The organism is Acidipila rosea, from assembly GCF_004339725.1.
Lineage (GTDB): Bacteria > Acidobacteriota > Terriglobia > Terriglobales > Acidobacteriaceae > Acidipila > Acidipila rosea.
Genome location: NZ_SMGK01000007.1, coordinates 1 through 21,019, shown reverse-complemented (window position 1 = coordinate 21,019; position 21,019 = coordinate 1). Strand labels below are relative to the sequence as shown.

Sequence of the window (21,019 nt, the reverse complement as noted above, 5' to 3'; positions counted from 1 at the left end):
TTCTCCGGGGCTGACCCGCAGACCATGATTCACTAAATCGAATTATTTGGCAAAGCCGGCAACAGGATCTTGATCCTGTCGCCGGCAGCAAGGCATCTTTTACTCACTTACCTTCAAAAGGACTGCACCATGTTTGGGCACCAGAACCGTGTAGCTGCCATCGGTAGACTGCACCACTTTCCCTGCCCACAGATCCTCCAACTTCGCACTGGCGGAGGCGCCGACATCAGAAAGTTTGAGCGTCATTTCACGTGCAGTGCTCGCACGATTGAAGAGCGCCACCGCCTTCGCGCCACCTGACAGAGGCTTCGACCAGAGCTCCATCGGACCCACAGCCCATACCCTATCCCCCTGCTTGCCGAGTGGATCCTGATCGACCGCGACCACGCTCTTGTTCATCAGCAATTCCTTGGTCTCAGCAGTCATCTTGCTCAGATCATTGCCTGCGAGCAGCGGTGCGGCCAATATCGACCAGAGAGTCATGTGCGTGCGATATTCATCTTCGGTCATGCCGCCATTACCGATTTCGAGCATATCGGGATCATTCCAGTGACCGGGCCCTGCATACTTCGCCAACCCTGCCTGAGAAAAGCCGATTTCGGTCATCCGGCTGTAGTGGTCGTTGATATCGCCGGTGGTGCGCCACAGATTGCCGCCCACCTCCGGGCCCCACTCCCACACGTTATTCCAACCATACTGGCACATGCTGAAGACAATCGGACGCCCAGTGGAGACAAGCGCCTTATGCATTTTGTCGTAGGCGGCCTTCTCCATTGCAAAGGCCTTGGTGCGGTCGTCCCCTGCCTCGTCCTTCATCATCTTTCCGAAGCTGCAGAGGTCATATTTCAGATAGTCGATCCCCCATCCAGCATAGGTCTTCGCGTCCTGCTCTTCATGGCCGTAGCTCCCGGCATAACCAGCGCAGGTCTTCGGTCCAGGCGATGAATAGATACCAAGTTTCAGCCCTTTTGAATGCACATAGTCCGCGAGCGCCTTCATGTCAGGAAATTTGCTATTGGTCTGTATCACGCCCTGAGCATCGCGCTGCCCTTCCCATGTGTCGTCAATATTGACGTAAATATATCCGGCATCGCGCATCCCGCTGGATACCAATGCGTCGGCGGCAGCGCGAACATCCGCGTCCGTCACGTTGCCCGCGAAATGATTCCAACTGTTCCACCCCATAGGCGGCGTCGCAGCCAACTGCGTCTGCGCGACGGCAAATGGCGTAACCATCAAACACGAAAAAGCTGCCCAACCGAGAAGCCTCTGCACAAAGTTCATTCCTTCTATCCCCCTGTTAAACATCTGCAAAAGGAGCAATTCTACGCCAAGAAATACTTCTGCGTATCGAGCGGGTATGGTAGCCTTTGGCTAAGCCATCTTTCACAACGAGCTTCTTTCATTCAGGTAGATACAGGGGGAGTGTGAGCAAATTTGGACGCATAGGAATCGCTGGCCCATGCGATGTGCGCCCCTTCCTCGATCATTTTGATTTAAGGGGGAGTGACCCTGCCACACTGCCCAAAGGCCTGGGTGGTACTCCAGTCATTCATCTGGTGAATGAGTTCTTAAGCCGCGGTCATCAGGTCTCTGTTTACACCCTCGACGCTAAGCTCACAAAGCCTGTCGTTCTCACTGGCCCACAATTAAAGATGTACGTAGGACCATATCGCCCCTCGGGCTGGCGAGCTGTAGATTTCTTCAGAGTCGAGCGCTCTGCCATCGAAAGCTTTATCAGGCAGGATCAGCCTGACTTCGTTCATGCTCACTGGACATACGAATTTGCGCTAGGGGCTCTAGCGACTGGATTGCCGACTCTGGTAACAGCACACGACGCGCCCTTCAGCGTGCTGGAGTTTGATAAGCATCCCTACCGCCTGCTCCGGACACTGATGGCGCTCCGGGTCGCGAAGAAGGCGAAGTTTATGACGGCCGTTTCAGATGAGGTAGTGGATCACTGGCGGCAGAAGATGGGCTTCTCCGGCTCAATCGAGAGTGTACCCAATGGCATGCCAAAGAGCTTCTTTGAGCGCGCTCAACGGCGGCTGGGAAAAACCAGGCCCGACCGTCCCGTAACGTTTGCATGTGTCCTTGTAGGATGGGCCGGGCGCAAGAATGGCCCATCCGCACTGACGGCCTTCGCCAAGGTGCACCGCGAGAATCCAGAGACACGCCTTCTGCTCTTTGGTGCTGGGCACGCGGTGGGCGAGCCCGGTCATAAATGGGCAAAAGAGCACGGACTCACGGGCGGTGTTGAATTCATCGGCATGGTGCCCTACGATCAGCTTGCTCAGCGACTGGAGGACGATGTGGATGTCTTTGTACATCCAGCCCTCGAAGAAGCGCTCTGCATGGCGGTCGCCGAGGCAATGTGCATGGGATTTCCCGTAATTGCGGATAAGAACACGGCTGGAATGAAATACCTGCTCGGCGAGGGCGAGGCTGGAATTCTCACAGATATGCGACAGCCCAACGAGTTGGCCAAGCATATGACCGACCTTGCTAAATCGCCAGAACAGCGACATGCCTACAATACCAAAGCGATTCAGCTCGCGAAACAGCGCCTCACCATGGCTTTAGTTGCGGACGGGTACGAACGATCGTATGAACGGATGCGAGGAGGCCACCGCTGAAGGTTCTTCATATCCTGAATGAGCTGCGCCCCTCGGGCGCGGAAGTGATGCTGATGCTTAGCGCTCGCGAATGGCCAAAGTATGGGGTGACCGCTGAGATACTCTCGACGGGGATCACAACAGGAGAATACGCGCCGACGTTACAGCAAGCTGGGTGGAGAGTCCATCATCTTCCCTTCAGGAAATCTCCTGGATTTTTCTTTGAACTGGCGGGATTTCTGAGACGTGAGGGTTATGACGCGGTTCATATTCATGCAGAACGCGCTTTTCCCTATTTTGCCCTGACTGCCAAGGCCGCAGGAATTCCTCGCATCGTTCGCACGATTCATAATGCATTCCCATTCTCCGGCGGCTTGCGCCGCAGGAGAACATTACAGCGCAAGCTAATGGCTCGTATGGGAGTCGTATCAACGTCGGTGAGCAGGTCTGTCCAACAGCACGAGCGTGAGCATTTCCGCAATGAAACTGTATACGTGCCCAACTGGTACGACTCTGCCCATTTCGTCCCCCCATCTGACGCGCAGAGGCTAGCGGCGAGACAAGAAATCGGCGTTATCGACGATCAATTTGTTCTGGTCAGCGTCTCAAATTGCGCCCCAGCCAAGAATCACATGGGCATTCTTGCAGCATTGGCCATGTTGCCATCCGATCTGAACTTTCGTTACTTTCACGTCGGCCGCGGCTTACAGGAATCAGCCGAGCGCGAATTTGTCAGCCGAAACAGGCTCACGGAAAAGGTGGTCTTCTCTGGACAGCAAAGCGAGGTACGAAAATTTCTTTGGGCGGCGGACTGCTTTCTTATGCCATCGCTTTATGAGGGGATCCCAATAGCTGGCATTGAAGCCCTTGGCTCAGCGACGACTACACTTATGTCAGCTGCTCCTGGCCTCCAAGACTTTCGGCAATACTGCCAAGGAATTTCCTGGACTGGCACAAGTCCAAAAGAAATCTACGAAGGAATCATCAAAATACGAAACATTCCTCAACGACAGCGTCGGGATGTTTCGATTTCAGACGCTGCAGCCATCAAGGAGTCATTTAGCATGCCGCATAGTCTTCAGGCTTTTATTAAATTATATGCAAAAGTTTCATAGAATTACCGCGATTGAGATTCTCCTAGTCTGCCATAGCAGGGTAACTCGCGTAAACGAATATTATGCAAGAATGGCATGACTTAAGTTTGCGATATTCAGCGGATGCCATGTTACCATGGGATATCTAACACGTACATAATCATCCAAATCAGACTAGGGCCTGCAAGGCAAATTATCACACTACTCCTTTCCTCAGACAGGGATTTAACCGTATTAATCGGCAATGAATTGTCTAGTCACGAGATTCAGGTGCAAGCAAAGATACTCAAATTCTGCCTGACGGACTTAGCGATTGCTCACGCGCACAACGAGAGAAAATTCATCTGATATATGCAAGATACAGCTAAGATTAGAAATATTGGCACCTCCCGCGCGGCGCAGACTTCGGGTGAGTTTTCCTTAAACTCGTTTCTACGGGTCATCCGCAGACGCAAGTGGATCATTATCGGGGCTCTCTGCCTCTTCATCGCGGCTGCAGCCATCACCACCCTGCGTACTCCTAAGCAATATCAGGCCATCTCCAGCATCATGATCGATAAGCAGAGCACAGACTCACTTAATCTCGGCGATGAAGCTGGCAGTCAGATGGGCGGCGACTCGATGGACTATAACATCACGCTGAAGTCCCAGCTGCAGATTCTGACCAGCGATACGCTGGGCCTACGCGTCATCAAGAAAATGCACCTCGCACCTCATCTCCTTGGGAAGCTTTACGATCCAAAGATTGATCCCGCAACAGATGATCAGCTCCGAGTCATCATGCTTGGAACATTTCACTCGCGACTGAAAGTCAAGCCTCTGGCTGGATCCCGCATTGTTGATGTCAGCTATATGGATCCGAATCGCCGTCTCGCGACTGAGATCGTCAATACATCAGTTCAGGAATTCATATCCAACAACTTTGAACGCAAATATGAAGCAACTCAGCAGGCGTCTCAGTGGCTTGGTCAGCAGATCCAGGGACTTAAAGATCAAATCAATGACTCGGATCAGACACTTGCCAAACTGCAGCACAAGGCCGGCTTCTTCAGTGAAACAGACCGCGGCAATATCGAACTCGCCCGTCTCGAACAGCTCAATAACGAACTGTTACTCGCTCAATCCAATCGCATCGCGCATCAGGCTATTCTGGAGACGGCGAGACGGGGCAATATTACTGTAGCCGACCAAATGGATGCTGGGTTAGCAGCTTCCACCGGTACGCCAGCCTCGTCTGGCATGGAAGCTGAAAGTGGCGGCCAAGGAAGCCAGCAGGCAGCTACTACCTCGTCTAGCAGTGATGGTGCCGCTCAGGCTCATCAGGGCTCCATCAATAGCGGCGAGGGTAGTATCCTGCAGCAACTCGAAGGCCACAAGGCTGGACTTCAATTGCAAATCGCGCAGGCAGCGGCAACCTACGGGCGGGGCTATCCGCACGTACAGGAGTTGCAACGTGAGCTCGCGGAATCAGACAAGTTAATCGCGGAGCAGTCGCAGCAAGTAATGCAGCGGCTCCAAGCCGAGTATGCAACATCCCAGCGGACGGAAAACCAAATACGCAATGCATTTGAAGCGCAGCGCAAGCAGGTGACTGCGCTTAACGACATTGTTCTGCAATATGGATTTGCCAAGCGTGATGCTGAGGCCAGCAACACCCTCTACACCGATCTGGACTCAAAGCTTCGTGAAGCCGGCGTCCTTGCAGGTCTCCGCTCAACCAATGTCAGCGTCATAGATCCTGCGCGGCCGCCTGTAACGCCGGTCGTGCCGAATCCTAAGATTAATATGGCTCTCGGAGTCTTTGCTGGAATGTTTTTCGGCATATTTACGGCATTTACTCTGGAACATCTTGACCGGACGCTTCGCACAATCGATGAGGCCGAGCACATCGTAGGTGCGAAGATTCTTGCGGTCGTTCCTAACCTCGATAATGTGCGCAACCGTGACCATAAGAATGAGATCGTTCAGCCCGCCAGCATCTCTCTAAAGGTCCCGGGCTCTATCCAGGCTGAAGCGTTTACAACATTGCGCACAGCGATATTACTTTCCTCTGTCGACCATCCTCCAAAGGTCATTATGATTACAAGCTCACTTCCCGGCGAAGGTAAGAGCGTGGTCTCAATCAACTTCGCCATTACCCTGGCGAAGCGCGGAGCGCGGGTCCTATTAGCCGAAACCGATCTGCGCAGGCCTTCGCTTGAACGCTATCTTGACCTGCCTAATAACGGAGGGCTAGCAAGTGCCTTATTGGGTGCAGACACAAACACGCTGGTGCAACCTATCTCGGAAGAGCTGCCTGGCCTCTCAGTGCTAACGGCCGGACAGGCATCCTTGAATGCACCCGAGTTGCTCGCCTCGATGCGTATGCGCGAGCTAATGGACGAGTGGCGGGAGAAATATGATTATGTGGTGCTCGATACGCCGCCATTGCTTGCTGTCAGCGATGCTGCTATCGTTGCCCACCTCGCAGATGCATCCCTTCTTGTAGTGCGCTTTTCTAAAACCACTCGTCAGGCTCTTTCACGGGCGGCCACTACATTTTCTAATAATCATGCCCGATTTCTGGGAGTTGTGGTTAACGACATTGCACAGGGACGCGAGGAATATCACGAATATTACGGCTATTCTTCCTACGACAACTATTACGTCAAAACGGATGCAGATGCGTAAACTATACTTACTACTCAGCTTTGCAGCTCTCTATACCTGCACTTCTGTGGCGCAGATGCAGGCTCCTTCTCAAGCGGGTGGATCAGGAAGCTCCTCAGCTCAAACCGGGGCAGCGACTATGGCAACCATGCAGTCTGCTCCCGATGCCATTGTGCACCCTGGTGATCTGGTTACCATCTCAGTGCTTAACCTGCCCAGCTACAACATCTCCACACGCTTAAGTGAGGGCGGAGATGCAAGCCTTCCACTGCTGGGAATTGTCCACATCGGCAATATGACGGTTGCAGATGTTCAACTGACAATACGGAAGGCCCTGTTGGCAAAAGAAATACTTTATGACCCTCAGGTACTTGTTTATCTGCAGGAATCGCAGTCCCAGCTCGTGACAATACTCGGTGGAGTTAAAACGCCTGGCCCTGTTCCCCTTACTCACGCTGTAACTTTGCCGCAACTAATCGGTATGGCTGGAGGTTTGTCACAAGACGGTGGTGATATTGCTACTATTCGCACTCCACTCGGCAAGGAAAAGACATTGCGCTTGGGACTGGATCTTGCCGACGACCGCACACAATTGTCTTCGTTCAAGGTTTATCCTGGAGATACCGTAATTGTGCGAAAGGCCTTCATCTATTACGCTCTCGGACAACTAAGCCATCCTGGCGGATATGCATCACTCGATGGCGGGAGCATGACGGCCCTTCGTCTCTGCTCACTGGCTTCCGGCTACAGGGATACAGCGGCCGAAAACAAGACCAGAGTTATTCGAAAGATGCCGGATGGCACAATCACCGTAATCAAAGTAGATTCAAACAAGGTAACTCAGGGGAAACAGCAGGACATCATACTTCAGCCTAACGATATCGTGTATGTCCCGAACAGCGCTTGGAAACAGACAACACAGGCAATACGCATCATAGCAATTAATACTGTAGCGCCCCTTCTCTACATCTATCAGTAAAATGACTCCGGTTTCACCAGCGGCCGTCCTTGGACGGCCGTTTCCCCCTACACAACCCCGTCTTAGCAAGCTCTAACTCATCTCTGCTTCGTCCGGCACCTCTTTTGCCCCACGCGTACGGTGGAGGCCCACGATACTCCATCTGGGAGCCGTGGCAAGCCGAGATGCCGCGCAACTCAGACATACTTCCAGGCTTTTGCGTTCACATAGTTTCCAAGCTAGCTAGCCTGTCCATACCTGGACTGTCTACATACTTTGCTTTAACGATTCCCTTTATGAGCCTGTTGGCTTGCGGCGGCCCCCGACAGTTCAAGACGAGTGGCATAGCCTCGAGTGGGGCACCCTATATAAGCACCTTCAGCCCAGCAAGCGCATCGCCGGGAATGGTGGTTCATCTTACTGGCCTGAATCTTCAATATGTCGACGGCGTTACAGTCAATGGCATTCCAGTGGATTTCACTCTCAGTGGTCCCACACGACTTAGTTTCATCATTAGTAAACATGCGACCACAGGGCCAATTTCTGTCTACGCAACCCAAGGTCAGAGCACAACTAAAACGTCGCTCAAGGTGAATCCGCCCCCGCCTGCAATCACTGCAGTCGCTCCCACTAGCGGCCCTGGCGGAACAGTTGTAGAAATTACGGGAACTGGATTTAACAAGGCTAAGGTCGTCGCCTTAAATCGAGTCCAACTTGCCTTCTCGGTTGTCAACGATGGTCAGATTCTGGCGCAGATACCAGCCGAAGGCACTACCGGGTCCATTACAGTCACAACACCTGAAGGCATTGCGACATCGAACGAAGTATTTAACGTTCAAGGGAATGCTGCGCTGGCATTCTGGGCTTCTCAGCCGGTTAAGCCAAATGAAACAGTACTGGTAAGTGGGGCCAATATCTCACCTGATGCAACTGTTGAAGTTGCTCGCTTGCCAGACGACAATCCGGGTGACCCCACATTATCCATACCTCCTGAGCCTTCTGACTGGACTTCAGTCAGCCCACTGCAAGTCAGCGCTTCCTCGATTAAGTTTGTAATTCCCGCTACGGACGAAAATGGGGTCTTTGCCTATCGGCTAAAGACTCACGGTGGAAGTATTACGAGCGCAACTTACCTGGTTAACCGCCCTGACGTCTGGTTCATTCAAGGGGACCAGGGGCGTACGGCATCACCTAGCGGTTGGCTACGTATATTCGGCAACTCGCTCTCGATTCTGGGAAGTAATCAACTCCCGCAGATTGCGTTAGTAAGCAATGGCGTAGTGGTCGAAACAATAAATGCAGACCCCGGCTTCGCCCAGAATGCAGCGACGGCCAGCTACGCTGAATCCTACGCTATACCTCCAGACATGCCAGCAGGCGACTATCAGTTGTATGTTCATAACGGCGCAGGAGGGCCTGCCGCCTGGACGAGATTTTCCTCCTTTGGCCCAGGTGCTGCGCCAGACTTCACTAATGTCATACCTCAGCCCATTTCGACAATAAGTATCATGCATCCATCTGTTTGGCCCCAGGTAGTATACCGAGTTGCGCCTCCCCATCCGGATGGTAGCCCAGACGACGATAGCTTTGCCGTAGCGAACGCGTGGGCAAAAGTAAATCATGGGGGGATCATTCAGATACCGGGTGGCAGCTATCACCTGAGGGCGAGTCTTTTACTGCCAAACCATACCTTACTTACCGGGGCCGGAAAGGCTGAGACTGTCCTCAATTTCTCCGGAGGTGAACCATTGATCTCTGGAGCTAAACTCAACAGTTGGGGATTGGGACTATTTTCCGTCGAGAATCTAACGATAGCGGCGCCTGAAAAGACTTCTGGCAGTGGCATTTTTATGGCATACATGCCAACGACGGAATCCAGTTCGCATGTCTTTGCACGCAATGTGAAGATTCTGCTCGCAAATACAGACTCCGGTCATGGATCGGCAACGGGCATCATTTTGCGTCAGATACAGAATGTAGAGATTACTAATGCCGACATCGACGCACCATCTGGAATCATCGAACAAAATAGTGTCTTCCACGTCCGTATAGAAAACTGCAATCTCTTCTGGCGCTACGGAACTATCAGCATGGGCAGCGTTTCGCAGGACATGATCATTTCGAATAATCGCTACACACTTCGCGGAAATGCGATGATCAATGGATACGGGAACAATCCAAATCCAGGTTTTTGGTTTGCGGCCTACTCCTCCCCATATGTCCGCGATCTTTATTACGCAAATAATACGAGTACCAGCGAGCAGTCATTTAGCCCTGGAGAGCCGGGTTTTTACGGCATTACTTCTGACGGAGACTCGGTTGTCTACTTCGGTCAAGTAGCTTCAGTCTCCGGAACAAGCCTTCATCTTGCGGGACCAACTTTGCCCATCATCAATGGCGCAGCTTCAGCCAAGACACCTTCGGCTTTCTGGACCGGCGGAGTTGTCATGGTTGTAAGTGGGAGAGGTACGGGTCAATACCGGATCGTGACCTCCAACACTCCGGGCAGTCCAGATGTTATGGTCAATGCGCCTTGGGATGTACCGCCAGATGCAAGTTCAATCGTCAGCATTTGTGCTTTTGAAGGAAGAGCTCTATTCGTGAATAATGATTTCGGCATGGATCCGACCGACCAGGATTACTACATGTCGCATGACGTCATTCATGCAAATAACATCATGGAATCAGCGACTGGGCAAAATTTCCTCGGATTCAAAAATGGCAAAGTAGGTACAGGGATCATCCCGGGCTGGCACATCCAAGCTATTGGCAATCACATAGCTAACAACAGTGGAGAATTCCTGAGTTCTGCATTGCAGTCTTCACCTGCTTATAGCGGGTTCGCCGCGTCACAGCAGATCATCCGCGATAACGTCTTTGCCGATGGCATAAAAGGGTTCATACGAGGCCAAGCATCCTCTGCCAACCTAAGCGACGTGATCATCGAGAACAACACCACGCCGCTCATCAGCATACTCACGACAGGCAACGGCCAAATCAGCAATCTATTGATTCGTAACAATCAAATAAATGCATCAGCGGGAGGTGAGCCGCAACTTCAGTTGCCCGCCAATCATAAGGGCGTTCTAGTAGTACCTCAATCGTAATGCGATCACACCGTTGCATGTCCGAGAAGTTGCTGCTTTGCCGTTTCAAAGGTCAAGCGTATGCCAGTCCTCAGATCTGTTGCAGCTTTCCAGCCCAATGCATTAATGCGGCTGGAGTCCATCAGCTTGCGCGGTGTACCGTCAGGTTTACTTGAGTCAAAAATGAGCTTCCCATCAAACTCAAGTACTTCACACACCGTCTCTGCCAGCTCCCGAATTGTCACATCCTGATTGGTACCCACATTAATAAGAGGTGGTTCGTCTTCCTTCAGCAGCAATCCATATTTCTGATCATCGAGATTCATCAGAAAGACACATGCCTCTGCCATGTCGTCGCTGTAGAGCAATTCCCGCCGCGGCGTTCCACTGCCCCAGACAATCAATTCATTACTTCCAGCCGCTTTCGCCTCGACTACTTTCCGTATCAGAGCGGGCAACACATGGGAATTCTTGAGATCATAGTTGTCGCCAGGCCCGTAGAGATTGGTCGGCATAGCCGCAACATAATTTGTCCCATACTGCCGGTTATAGGCCCAACACATCTCGATGCCAGCTATCTTCGCCAAGGCATACGGCCGATTTGTTGGCTCAAGCGGCCCAGTGAGGAGATATTCTTCCTTGATCGGCTGAGGGCAAAGTTTTGGATAGATGCAGCTTGATCCAAGAAAGAGCAGCCTCTTCACGCCTGCCTTACGGCTGCTCTCGATTACGTTCGACTGGATGGCAAGGTTTTCCCGAATGAAATCCGCGGGATAGGTATTGTTGGCGAGGATGCCCCCAACTTTGGCAGCCGCGAGAAATACATAATCTGGGCCATGCTCCGCGAAGAAGCGATCTACCCTACCTGCGTCGGTAAGATCAAGTTGACCGTGAGTCTGAAGCAGCAGGTTGTCATAGCCCTGCTGCCTCAAACTACGCACTATCGCCGAACCTACAAGACCTCTGTGGCCGGCCACATAGATGCGGCTTTGTCTGTCCATCTTGGAAATCGTCCTCGCTTCTATATTTGCGTCTGAAAGTTTACAGTTCGTGGAAGCTGAAAGTCTGGTAGCCATGTTGCTTCACAAGGGCATCCCGCTCCGCGGATTTGAGATCTTCCGAGACCATCTCTTCTACAAGTTCACGGAAGGTTATGCGCGGCGTCCAGCCCAATTCCTCACGCGCCTTCGATGGATCACCCAGCAACGTTTCTACTTCTGCAGGACGGAAGTATCGCGGATCGATTGAAACGAGAAGATTGCCATTCTGGTCATACCCCTTTTCATCAATACCGTGACCCTCCCAGCGAACGTGAATGTCGAGGTGCTCGGCAGCGATAGTGACGAAATCGCGCACACTGTATTGCTCTCCTGTCGCAATTACGTAGTCGCGAGCCTCCTTCTGTTGCAGCATCAACCATTGCATTTCCACATAGTCACGCGCATGGCCCCAGTCACGCTTCGCATCCAGATTGCCAAGGTACAGACGCGACTGCAATCCCACCTTGATTCGAGCAAGCGCACGAGTAATCTTTCTCGTCACAAATGTTTCGCCGCGATTCGGAGATTCGTGATTAAAAAGAATACCGTTGCAGGCATACATGCCATAGGATTCGCGGTAGTTGACCGTAATCCAGTAAGCGTAGAGCTTTGCCACGCCATAGGGCGAACGCGGATAAAACGGAGTACGTTCTGTCTGCGGAATCTCCTGCACCAGCCCATACAGTTCGGAAGTTGATGCCTGATAGAAGCGCGTTTTCTCTGTAAGTCCCAAGATGCGCATTGCCTCAAGTAAACGTAGTGGTCCAAGAGCATCTGAATTAGCGGTGTACTCTGGCTCCTCGAAGGATACTTTGACATGGCTCTGAGCAGCGAGGTTGTAGATCTCATCCGGCTGCGTCTTTTCCACTACATGGATGAGGCTCGAAGAATCAGTCAGATCTCCGTAATGCAAAAAGAGGCGCCGATTTTCCTCGTGCGGATCCTCGTACAGGTGTTCGATCCGGTGAGTGTTAAAAAGTGAAGTGCGGCGCTTGATGCCATGCACCTCATAGCCCTTCGACAGAAGAAACTCTGCAAGGTAGGCTCCGTCCTGCCCCGTAATTCCAGTAATGAGTGCTTTCTTCAAGCAATATGCTCCTGCAAGGGTATGTGTTAAAATCGTAAAAAGCCCCGAACAAATGAAAACTAGAGTCCATCGTAAGTCGGAGAGGATTTTTCTATAAATCTACATGCAATGTGGCTACTAGGGGAACTGGCAAATTAATATCACAACCTTTTATGAGATTTAATTGGATATCTGCCTTGAAATGTCAAATTCAGCATAGCATGCTGACTGTGTCCGGAAGAGTTCAGATACAGTCAGAGTTCCTTGTGAGTCTTCCATTGCGTCCACTAGCTAGCGTGGGCAAATACACTTGCATCCAAACTGCAGAACCCTTGTGAGAACTGCATCCATGGATACATCCAAGCGCATCCGGACATTAGGTTTTGTAGTAGACGTCACAAAGATGGCTGCAGCCGTAAACGATCTTTTGCATACACCGGCAGGCGTGCGCCCTCTCACCGTTGCCTTCGCGAACGTACATATGGCAATGCTGCACAACCGGGAGGCGAAATTCCGAAACTGCATTTCGGGTTTTAACCGCGTCTTTACGGATGGGGCTCCCTTAGTGTGGTGTGCTTCCACAGCAGGAGCAGGAAATGCATCGCGGATACCCGGGCCTGATTTCATGATTGAACTCTGCAAGGCTGGCGTTCCTCTTGGCAGACGCCACTATTTTCTAGGTGGCGCTCCTGGCGTCGCAGAGCAGGCAGCAGTTCGCCTTCAGGAACGCTTCCATGGTCTTCAGATTGCGGGATTCATGAGTCCACCGTTTCGCCAACTCAGCACGGAAGAAGATGAGCAACTCTGTTCCACGATCAATGCCACTGAACCTGATTATGTTTGGGTTGGGCTTGGATGCCCAAAACAGGAAATCTGGATCGCTGAACATCAAGATCTTATTAACGCAAGGGCGCTCCTTGGAGTGGGTCAGGCGTTCAACCTTGCGGCTGGTACACAGCGCCGCGCTCCCGCCATGCTTCGCCGCGCGGGACTGGAATGGGCTTACCGCATGGCCTGTGAACCTCGCCGCCTGGCTGGCCGCTATATCAGCACAAATACCGAGTTTGTTTTGTGCAGTTTGTGGCACCTGTTTTCAGGCAGGAAACTAGCGACTGTTACCGCACCCGCTGAGGATTGCAAATAGATGCGGAGTGCTCGAATGTCATTGCAAATCCCTTTGCTGCCAGATTATTGGTCAATATGTTCTCTAAGTGTTCCAAAGGAAGGCATTGATCGCAGTCTCAGTCCAGGTGCAGCCAGAACATGAAAAATATAGCTGCGGTTCTAACCTGCTTTAATCGACGGGAGAAAACACTCACAGCTCTACACGCTCTGGTGGTCCAAAGCAATCTGCATTCGATATCCATCTCTATCTTCCTGACCGACGACGGAAGCACAGATGGAACAGAGGATGCAGTACGAGCTGAATTTCCCGAAGTTCATTTGATCCGCGGCACTGGTCAACTCTTTTGGAACGGGGGCATGCGAGCTGCTATGGCAGAAGCGGCCCGGACTGACCCCGACTACTATCTCTGGCTAAACGACGATACGCATCTCGATCCGGATGCGATCTCGCGACTCCTTGCGATTGTTGATCAGCTCCAAGATCAAGCTATTGTCGTGGGCGCAACCCGTGATCCAATCTCGGGAGATTTGACCTACGGAGGTGTAAATCGCGCAGGTTGGACCCAGCCAGTCAGCTTCCGTCTGGTGCCGGAGAGTAAAGCCGCCGTTTCCTGCGATACCATGAACGGTAATTGCGTTTTGATTCCCAGGGAAATTTATAACCGCACAGGGCCAATGAGTAGCGCTTATTCCCATGCAATGGGTGATATGGATTACGGACTTCGTGCCCGCCGCTGTGGATTTGAAGTAGTGGTTGCACCAGGAACCGTTGGCACCTGTGCTCGCAATCCTGGCCAACCGAAATGGCGAAGCACTGAGCTGACTCTCAGCACCCGCCTGAAGGCGATGCAGCAGAGAAAGGGCCTTCCCCTACAGGAATGGCGGGCATTCACCAGTGCTCATGCTGGTCCGTTCTGGTTTATATACTGGCTATGGCCCTACCTTCGTACGGCGATCGCACCACAGTCTAAGCCTCAATAGACTCAACAATATTACGGAAGAGGATCTTCTAGGCATGAGCCAAGCGCACGAACCACGACGAAGGCTAGCCATCATGGTCAACGTGGTCGCACCTTACCGTTTGCCGGTATATGAATATCTCGCGCGCAGTTTTGATGTACTTGTACTTCATGGTGGGGCAGAGAGTAACCGCGCCTGGGAGGAAGCTTCTTCACGCAACCCTCACCTGCGCATCAAGAAAACCTGGAGCTTCAAACTCAACGCGAAGAAGAAGATCAAGACCGGTGGAGTGCAGGACCAGCAATTCATCCACTTCAACCTGGGGGCCATTTGGGATCTCGGGCGCTTCCGTCCTGATGTAGTTATCGCTAACGAAATGGGCGTCCGGACACTGCTTGCCATGACCTACGGCGCAATAGCGCGTGTCCCTGTATGGATATGGTGGGGTGGCACCATGCACTCCGAAAAAGACGTCTCAAACCTCAAACGCCAACTCCGCACCTTCATAGCAGGCAGAGCAAAGCGCTGGATCAGCTACGGCGCAACCTCCACCGAATACCTCGAATCCATTGGCGTGAAAAGACAGAACATCCTGCAGATACAGAACTGCGTCGACGACACACTCTATCAGGACAAGCGTTCGTCACCAGAATCCTTCCCCGCCAGGCCTGCCGCCTTGATCGTAGGTCAACTCATCGCTCGCAAAGGGCTTAAGCACCTGCTGGAGAGCGCCGCCCGTGTACAGCAGACAGGCCGCGATTTTACGCTGGTCTTCGCCGGCAGCGGGGTGGACCATAAGCTCCTCGAAGGTTACGCGTCTGAGCTTGGCCTCAAGCATATTCAATTCCGGGGCGCGCTGAAGCCGCTCGAACTTCGTAACCTCTATTACGCGGCAGACTTCATGATCTTCCCTACCCTTGAGGATGTATGGGGTCTGGTAGTTAACGAAGCGATGCTATGTGAGCTTCCGGTTCTGTGTTCTAAATACGCGGGCTGCGCCCCTGAACTGGTTCCACCAGAAGCTCAATTCGACCCGCTCGATAAAAAGAGCTTCGACGCCGCATTGATCGATGCCATCGATGGCCACCTTGCGCCGCCGGAACTCCGCCGCCTGAAAACCTGTAATGAAGTCGGTGAGATGATTACGCTGAGCCTTAAGAAAGGCCTTCCGACCAGCTTACCTTATGCCTACGCCCCCGTTCCCACGATGAGACTCGACGAGAAGGAGACCCATCCATGCTGAACATGCTGATTATGGCCGCCGTAGGCCTTGGGGTGGCCTGGGTTATGTACTACGCCGTAGGCGCGGCCGCGGGCTCACTCAAAGTAGGGTTAGGCGCCCTCGTTGTGACGTTTCTAACTACCACCGCTCTTTCCGGATCCCAGGGCTTACAACTCGGCATCAATATTTACCCTGAAGATCTCGTTTGCACGGTACTTTTCCTTGCCGCAACCGTCCGGTATCTAGTTAACTTTAAGTTCCTTGAGTGGAAACGCTTCCTAGCTGTATCTGGCATGATTTTAACGTTCGTAGAGTCCCTGCGAGGCGCCTTGGAGGTCGGGGTCAAGCCAGCAGGACAGGAAGCACGTGGTTGGTTTTACACATTTGCAGTTCTGCTCTATGTCCTGAGTTTTGTGATTGGCGAAGAAGAGTGGAACGAAATTCTCATCTCACTCCGTTGGATGACATTCGGGATAATGGTTATTGCCATTTGCCGATGGGGGATGATTGGCACTGGCCTCGCAAATTCTGCCATGTTTGCAGTTCCTGGGGACGAGTCCGCGGGAGGAGGCCTTCGGGTTGTACCATCGATCTGCGCGCTTGCCGTCGCTGAATCTTTTTTGATCGAAAGCTTTTATCTTAGTCGTCGCCCCCAAACGCGCTGGTCCCAAATAACTCCTTTGGTGCTCATCGTCTCAGTTGTGCTTCTGCAACACCGCACTCTGTGGGTGGGATTGATGGCCCCGATCTTCTGGCTTGGACTCAAAGATAAAAACTTTCGACGCTATTCAATAGTTATTGTTGCAGCCACCGGCGTCGGACTCTTAATTATCTTAACTACCAATATCGCACCGGCGCTCCGGGAGGCTCTCACCCTATCCGCCACCAGCGACGGCACCATGCTCTGGCGCATCAACAGCTGGCAGGGGACCATCTCCAATTGGCAGAACTCCGACGCAATCTCTCACATATTTGGCATTCCGTTTGGAGTGGCAAATCCACGCGTCATGAGCAATGGAACAACAGTGGATATGTCATCCCATGATTATTTGGTAGACACCCTGGCAAGGCTCGGTGCAGCTGGGGTAGTTCTCGTGATCGTCCTTCTTTTGGGAACATTCTGGCAGTCACTTAAGCTAAACTACAGCAACAATCGAGGCCAAGAGAATCCGGGACGGATCATGGTCGCACTCATGCTCTTGATATTCGGTTATTGCGTCACCTATGGCCCGGACTATTATCAGATGGCGCTAATAGGTTCAATACTTGCCTATAGCCCTACCTTGTCAGACAAACAGTTCACCATCCAAGCGTCGCCTGTAAATAGTCTTTGCAGCACTAACTGATTTTGATCTATTCGGTTTTCCTACATGAGAATAAAAAGCCTTGACGGAATCCGTGCACTAGCCATCGGGCTAGTCTTAGCTACCCATGTCCTTGGATTTCGTTGGGGCTGGATCGGGGTAGATTTATTTTTTGTCCTATCGGGATTTCTTATTACAGGCATCCTGCGAAAAGAGCGCCATTCGGCTTCTTATTGGAAGCCGTTCTATATCAAGCGTGCAACTCGAATCCTTCCGCCGCTGGTAATAGCATTCCTTGGCGCCGCACTTCTGTATCATCTGCCTTGGCGACACTATGGAGTCTTGTATATTTTCTTCGGGGCTAACATCGGTGAGTACTTAGCCCGTGGCCAATTCGCATCCTTAGGTGTGCTCTGGTCTCTGGCCGTCGAAGAGCACTTTTACTTCTTCTGGCCTATAGCTGTACGACTCCTGAGTCGCCGACGTCTAATATACCTTTCCGTCGCCATCATCTTTGCAGAGCCACTGCTACGTGCTGTCGTGACGCCCTACACGCACTCATTCTGGTTTATATTTTTCCTCACTCCTTTTAGGCTTGATGGATTGGTAATGGGAAGTCTCCTGGCGGTCCTTATGGAGGACGCCGTATGGACCAAACGATATCAGCCATGGTCCATGCCAGCACTCTTGCTGACTACAGGCAGTTTCATATCGCTTTGCTTTTTTCCTGCCTTTGATCGGGTGGCCAACACTGTCGTATTTAATTCCATCGGTTACAGCTTGATATCACTGATTGGTTTATTTCTCGTATTTGCAGCCACAAAGCGCGACTCAGCAGCGACTGCAATTCTTTCCAACCCCTTACTAGCTTTTGTTGGTCTCATCAGTTACGGATTGTATCTTTATCATCCGCTGGTAATTACCCTTGTAGATCGCTTCGGAACCGCAATACATTTCCATCACAATCGTGTGCTTTCCCCATTAACTCTCGCGGGGTCTCTCCTACTTGCGTGGGTATCGTACCGCCTCTATGAGGAGCCCATCATGCGATGGGGCCATCAGAAAGCGCGCCAAGTAAAGATAGAAAAAGAGCTTGATACGACCACTTCATTGGCTTCATCCTGATTTGTATATAATTGTTTTGAAGAGCGGGAGTAGCTCAATGGTAGAGTAGCGGCTTCCCAAGCCGTTGGTTGCGGGTTCAATCCCCGTCTCCCGCTCCAAGGTCATCTAAGTGAACTCGCGATTTAGCCTTGATGAGGGAAGTTGAGTTGGTCGATCACCTCTCTTCATACAGCAGCCAACCTTGGCGTATGAGATCGGCAGGTAGAAAATGTGTCAACTATGTTTCCATACAGAGCACGGCGATCGAAAGGTAATTTAGCGGTTCTTATCGTTTACTTTTTAGCTTTGCAACTGGGACCGGCTGTAGTAGGCCAAAATCTCGACCCAACAGGTACTCGAGACTCCACTGCTGCTATTCAGCGCATTTTGGATGCTCCCGGAAGCATCGTTTTTATCCCGAAGGGAACTTATTTAATTGGCAGCACTAGCCCTCTCTTTCTCCCTAGCCATAAAATAGTTAAAGGCCAAGGGCGACGAAGTACTATCCTTAAAAGTTCGAACGGAATATCTTTTCCGATCGCTAAGTGGTCCTATGAGGGCTCAATCCCGCCCTACATTTTGACGATCACAACGACAAAGCCAGTTCTCGGTACTCTCAAAACATTTTACTGTCCTCCGATCGGGATGACATGTCCGCTAACCACTATCTACGGGCTCTTCCCCTCTAGTACAGATTTTTATGGTGCTGCCGGTATTCCAGTGGGAGTATACATTTCAAGTGAAAGGCCAGGTTCGGGATATCAAGGAACCTGGAGTTGCAGTGTCAATGGGGGGAAGTATTCAAAGAAGGCTACCTGTTCCGCAACTGTGTCTTATCGCGGCCTACACTTCAAAATCACCGATCCCGGCTCCTACACGGTGCCACCTACCGACATCAGTTATGCTTCTACAGGTGGAACATATGCAGCTGGCTACCCTGCCTTGGCAGTGCCTTCAGCAGTATTGCGATTGGGATCCTGCAAGAACTGTATCCACCCTACTTTTCCCGTCCAAGCACAGCGATCAGCACTCACTTTTACAGTAGGCTCCAGCGTGCGACCCACCGCCTCATCAGGTACCGGGGGAACATTTTTCATTCCCACTAACGCCATTCAGGCCTATGACACAAGGTCGCATCTCTCGTCCGGAGCACCGAACCCCGATTTCAACAAAGGGGCTCATAACACCGAAATACGAGACCTAACCATCACGGGCGATTGCAGCTATAGATCCTGTAAAGGGACAAGTTATGGTAATTACTTGTTAGCGCTCAGGGGACCCTCGATCAGCACGAGTGCGTCAAATATCGATGTAGTTGACGTTGACTTCACCAATTATTCGAACGTTGCAATCGATGCTGGTTATAGCGCAAATGTGTCTTTCTCCTATGACAACTTTACCGATATAGGAACAACCGTTATTAATGCGAACTGTCCGGAAAATCTCCATGTTAATAGTGCTAAATTCGCAGGAATCGGCTGGAACCTCGATTCCAGGATGAATCCCGCGGGAATGGCCGACGCCTTGAGTACCGGGGGTGTCAGTAATTGTGTGTTAGGTAAAGGCAACATCAATTTCGTTAACTCCACATTCGCCCCCTTCGACTCCACAGATGCTGGAGTGCCTCCAAGTTATGCAAACTATGACTCGCTTCTCCAGCCTTTTATGTTCGGCGTCTATAATCCCGCTGACTCAGGGAGTCCTACGCGAAGTATCATCAATGGAGTTGAGTTTGCTCATAACACTATGATATGGAGGAATTCACAAGGAGGAGGCCTTATCTCCGCCTTTGCAGATGGCATGAATATTCACGATAGCAGAATAGTTGGCAATTTCCCCAAAGATGTTCCATGTGGTTTCATTGAAGTTGCAGGATCAAATTTAGATATTTATAACGTCACCGGAGGATGTGTTGGATTCTCCCCCGGCGCAAGAGCTACGCCAAACACATTTTCCAATATAACTATCCATAATCTTAAAGTGGACGCGCACCTATTCTCGTCAGGAAACACTTTTAACTTTATATCCTTCTCTGGCTTCCAGCAGAAGTTTGTAAATCCTGACGGATGCTCCATCAGTGATGTCCATGTTTACGACAATGAAGCAACTTTCAGATATACAGCAGGCAGTAGCGATGGTATCGCCGCATTCGGCATCGGAAGTGGAGAAGGAGGTCCTAGTACTTGTGCCTATGTTAACTTCACTTTCGATCATAATCGAGTAGAAATCCTAGGCGCTACCGCCCGACAATCCTCTTCGCTTCCTAACGCGATGTTTGTCATCATGGGAGGCTACGAACATAATGGTCTATCAAACCAGACTATACACCTGAAGAATAATTCGGATTCAGGAGCTACCCAACACATTAGAGTTATGCCGCCCACCATCGGACTTATTCGCAAAACGGCTTTTTCAGATATGAAGGTCTATGGTGACACCACATCCGCATCATCACTACTCACTCAAGAAAAATCAGAAGATTGTTCTGTGCGTTTGGATTCCTCTCTAAAAAGTGGACCGAGGAGTGCCGTGATGGGTCAAAAACAAAATTATCCGGCCGCCACTTCGAAGGCATACAACATTACCTGCCTGCCACTCTAATAGCGCAGGAATATCTGTCGGGGATTCATGCACGTCAGTGAAGGTAGAGAGGCCACACTCCTTTCCCTTCGAAAATCTATGGGCATCAGGTAGTCGAGTACCGACTAATGAGATGGTCCGCCGCTTGATTCCCCTGCCTGAGCAGGAGGATCGTGAAGGCAGCTTCTAACAAGGAGGATCATCGCTATGCAGATT

Annotated in this window: 14 protein-coding genes, 1 tRNA gene and 1 pseudogene; 13 read left to right on the top strand and 3 right to left on the bottom strand. The window is 51.4% G+C overall.

Going from position 1 to position 21,019, the window contains the following annotated elements; genetic code table 11:
* Nucleotides 1-99 precede the first annotated feature (99 nt).
* Nucleotides 100-1,236, bottom strand: coding sequence for a glycoside hydrolase family 27 protein (locus C7378_RS16285; protein WP_243648315.1), 1,137 nt, complete (start codon nt 1,234-1,236; stop codon nt 100-102).
* 191 nt (nt 1,237-1,427) lie between these two features.
* Between C7378_RS16285 and C7378_RS16280 the strand changes: the two genes are divergently transcribed.
* From C7378_RS16280 to C7378_RS16260, 5 genes are all read left to right on the top strand, one after another.
* The gene (locus C7378_RS16280) at nt 1,428-2,636 is read left to right on the top strand and encodes a glycosyltransferase family 4 protein (protein ID WP_165876860.1); all 1,209 of its coding nucleotides are present in this window, start codon (nt 1,428-1,430) and stop codon (nt 2,634-2,636) included.
* Between the two features lie 44 nt (nt 2,637-2,680).
* A complete protein-coding gene (locus C7378_RS16275) occupies nt 2,681-3,730 on the top strand; it encodes a glycosyltransferase (protein ID WP_279388606.1) in 1,050 nt (349 codons plus the stop codon).
* Between the two features lie 330 nt (nt 3,731-4,060).
* Nucleotides 4,061-6,379: a GumC family protein gene (locus C7378_RS16270; RefSeq protein ID WP_131999093.1), complete on the top strand. Its 2,319-nt coding sequence runs from the start codon at nt 4,061-4,063 to the stop codon at nt 6,377-6,379.
* Nucleotides 6,372-7,337, top strand: coding sequence for a polysaccharide biosynthesis/export family protein (locus C7378_RS16265; RefSeq protein ID WP_165876859.1), 966 nt, complete (start codon nt 6,372-6,374; stop codon nt 7,335-7,337). Before C7378_RS16270 ends, C7378_RS16265 begins: the two co-directional genes overlap by 8 nt.
* A gap of 383 nt (nt 7,338-7,720) precedes the next feature.
* Nucleotides 7,721-10,423: an IPT/TIG domain-containing protein gene (locus tag C7378_RS16260; protein ID WP_165876858.1), complete on the top strand. Its 2,703-nt coding sequence runs from the start codon at nt 7,721-7,723 to the stop codon at nt 10,421-10,423.
* Nucleotides 10,424-10,428: 5 nt separating this feature from the next.
* Here C7378_RS16260 and C7378_RS16255 read toward each other — a convergent pair whose 3' ends face one another.
* Nucleotides 10,429-11,403: a GDP-L-fucose synthase family protein gene (locus C7378_RS16255; protein ID WP_131999087.1), complete on the bottom strand. Its 975-nt coding sequence runs from the start codon at nt 11,401-11,403 to the stop codon at nt 10,429-10,431.
* A 40-nt stretch (nt 11,404-11,443) separates the two neighbouring features.
* On the bottom strand, nt 11,444-12,529 hold the full coding sequence (gene gmd / locus C7378_RS16250; RefSeq protein WP_131999085.1) for a GDP-mannose 4,6-dehydratase: 1,086 nt from the start codon (nt 12,527-12,529) through the stop codon (nt 11,444-11,446).
* A 328-nt stretch (nt 12,530-12,857) separates the two neighbouring features.
* On the opposite strand from gmd, the gene C7378_RS16245 reads away from it, so the two are divergent.
* The 8 genes and pseudogenes from C7378_RS16245 to C7378_RS16215 all read left to right on the top strand — a co-directional run bounded on the left by C7378_RS16245 (nt 12,858) and on the right by C7378_RS16215 (nt 20,824).
* Nucleotides 12,858-13,652: a WecB/TagA/CpsF family glycosyltransferase gene (locus C7378_RS16245; protein ID WP_131999083.1), complete on the top strand. Its 795-nt coding sequence runs from the start codon at nt 12,858-12,860 to the stop codon at nt 13,650-13,652.
* A gap of 119 nt (nt 13,653-13,771) precedes the next feature.
* Nucleotides 13,772-14,614, top strand: coding sequence for a glycosyltransferase family 2 protein (locus tag C7378_RS16240; RefSeq protein ID WP_131999081.1), 843 nt, complete (start codon nt 13,772-13,774; stop codon nt 14,612-14,614).
* A 34-nt stretch (nt 14,615-14,648) separates the two neighbouring features.
* Complete coding sequence (locus C7378_RS16235) at nt 14,649-15,836, top strand: glycosyltransferase family 4 protein (RefSeq protein WP_165876857.1); 1,188 nt, start codon at nt 14,649-14,651, stop codon at nt 15,834-15,836.
* Entirely contained in the window at nt 15,830-17,161 is a 1,332-nt protein-coding gene (locus C7378_RS16230; protein ID WP_131999077.1) for a hypothetical protein, read from the top strand. Before C7378_RS16235 ends, C7378_RS16230 begins: the two co-directional genes overlap by 7 nt.
* A 24-nt stretch (nt 17,162-17,185) precedes the next feature.
* Nucleotides 17,186-18,244: an acyltransferase family protein gene (locus tag C7378_RS16225; RefSeq protein ID WP_131999075.1), complete on the top strand. Its 1,059-nt coding sequence runs from the start codon at nt 17,186-17,188 to the stop codon at nt 18,242-18,244.
* A 23-nt stretch (nt 18,245-18,267) separates the two neighbouring features.
* Nucleotides 18,268-18,342 (top strand) — tRNA-Gly (locus C7378_RS16220).
* Between the two features lie 121 nt (nt 18,343-18,463).
* A pseudogene (locus C7378_RS18235) lies at nt 18,464-18,736 on the top strand (glycosyl hydrolase family 28-related protein); the annotation flags it as partial.
* A 315-nt stretch (nt 18,737-19,051) separates the two neighbouring features.
* Nucleotides 19,052-20,824, top strand: coding sequence for a hypothetical protein (locus C7378_RS16215; protein ID WP_243648314.1), 1,773 nt, complete (start codon nt 19,052-19,054; stop codon nt 20,822-20,824).
* Nucleotides 20,825-21,019: the final 195 nt, after the last annotated feature.

Excerpts from the sequence above, each read along its gene's own strand:
- C7378_RS16285 (WP_243648315.1), bottom strand. The coding sequence starts at position 1,236 with ATGGTTACGCCATTTGCCGTCGCGCAGACGCAGTTGGCTGCGACGCCG.
- C7378_RS16270 (WP_131999093.1), top strand. The coding sequence starts at position 4,061 with ATGCAAGATACAGCTAAGATTAGAAATATTGGCACCTCCCGCGCGGCG.
- C7378_RS16265 (WP_165876859.1), top strand. The coding sequence starts at position 6,372 with ATGCGTAAACTATACTTACTACTCAGCTTTGCAGCTCTCTATACCTGC.
- C7378_RS16260 (WP_165876858.1), top strand. The coding sequence starts at position 7,721 with ATGGTGGTTCATCTTACTGGCCTGAATCTTCAATATGTCGACGGCGTT.
- C7378_RS16255 (WP_131999087.1), bottom strand. The coding sequence starts at position 11,403 with ATGGACAGACAAAGCCGCATCTATGTGGCCGGCCACAGAGGTCTTGTA.
- C7378_RS16245 (WP_131999083.1), top strand. The coding sequence starts at position 12,858 with ATGGATACATCCAAGCGCATCCGGACATTAGGTTTTGTAGTAGACGTC.
- C7378_RS16240 (WP_131999081.1), top strand. The coding sequence starts at position 13,772 with ATGAAAAATATAGCTGCGGTTCTAACCTGCTTTAATCGACGGGAGAAA.
- C7378_RS16235 (WP_165876857.1), top strand. The coding sequence starts at position 14,649 with ATGAGCCAAGCGCACGAACCACGACGAAGGCTAGCCATCATGGTCAAC.
- C7378_RS16230 (WP_131999077.1), top strand. The coding sequence starts at position 15,830 with ATGCTGAACATGCTGATTATGGCCGCCGTAGGCCTTGGGGTGGCCTGG.
- C7378_RS16225 (WP_131999075.1), top strand. The coding sequence starts at position 17,186 with ATGAGAATAAAAAGCCTTGACGGAATCCGTGCACTAGCCATCGGGCTA.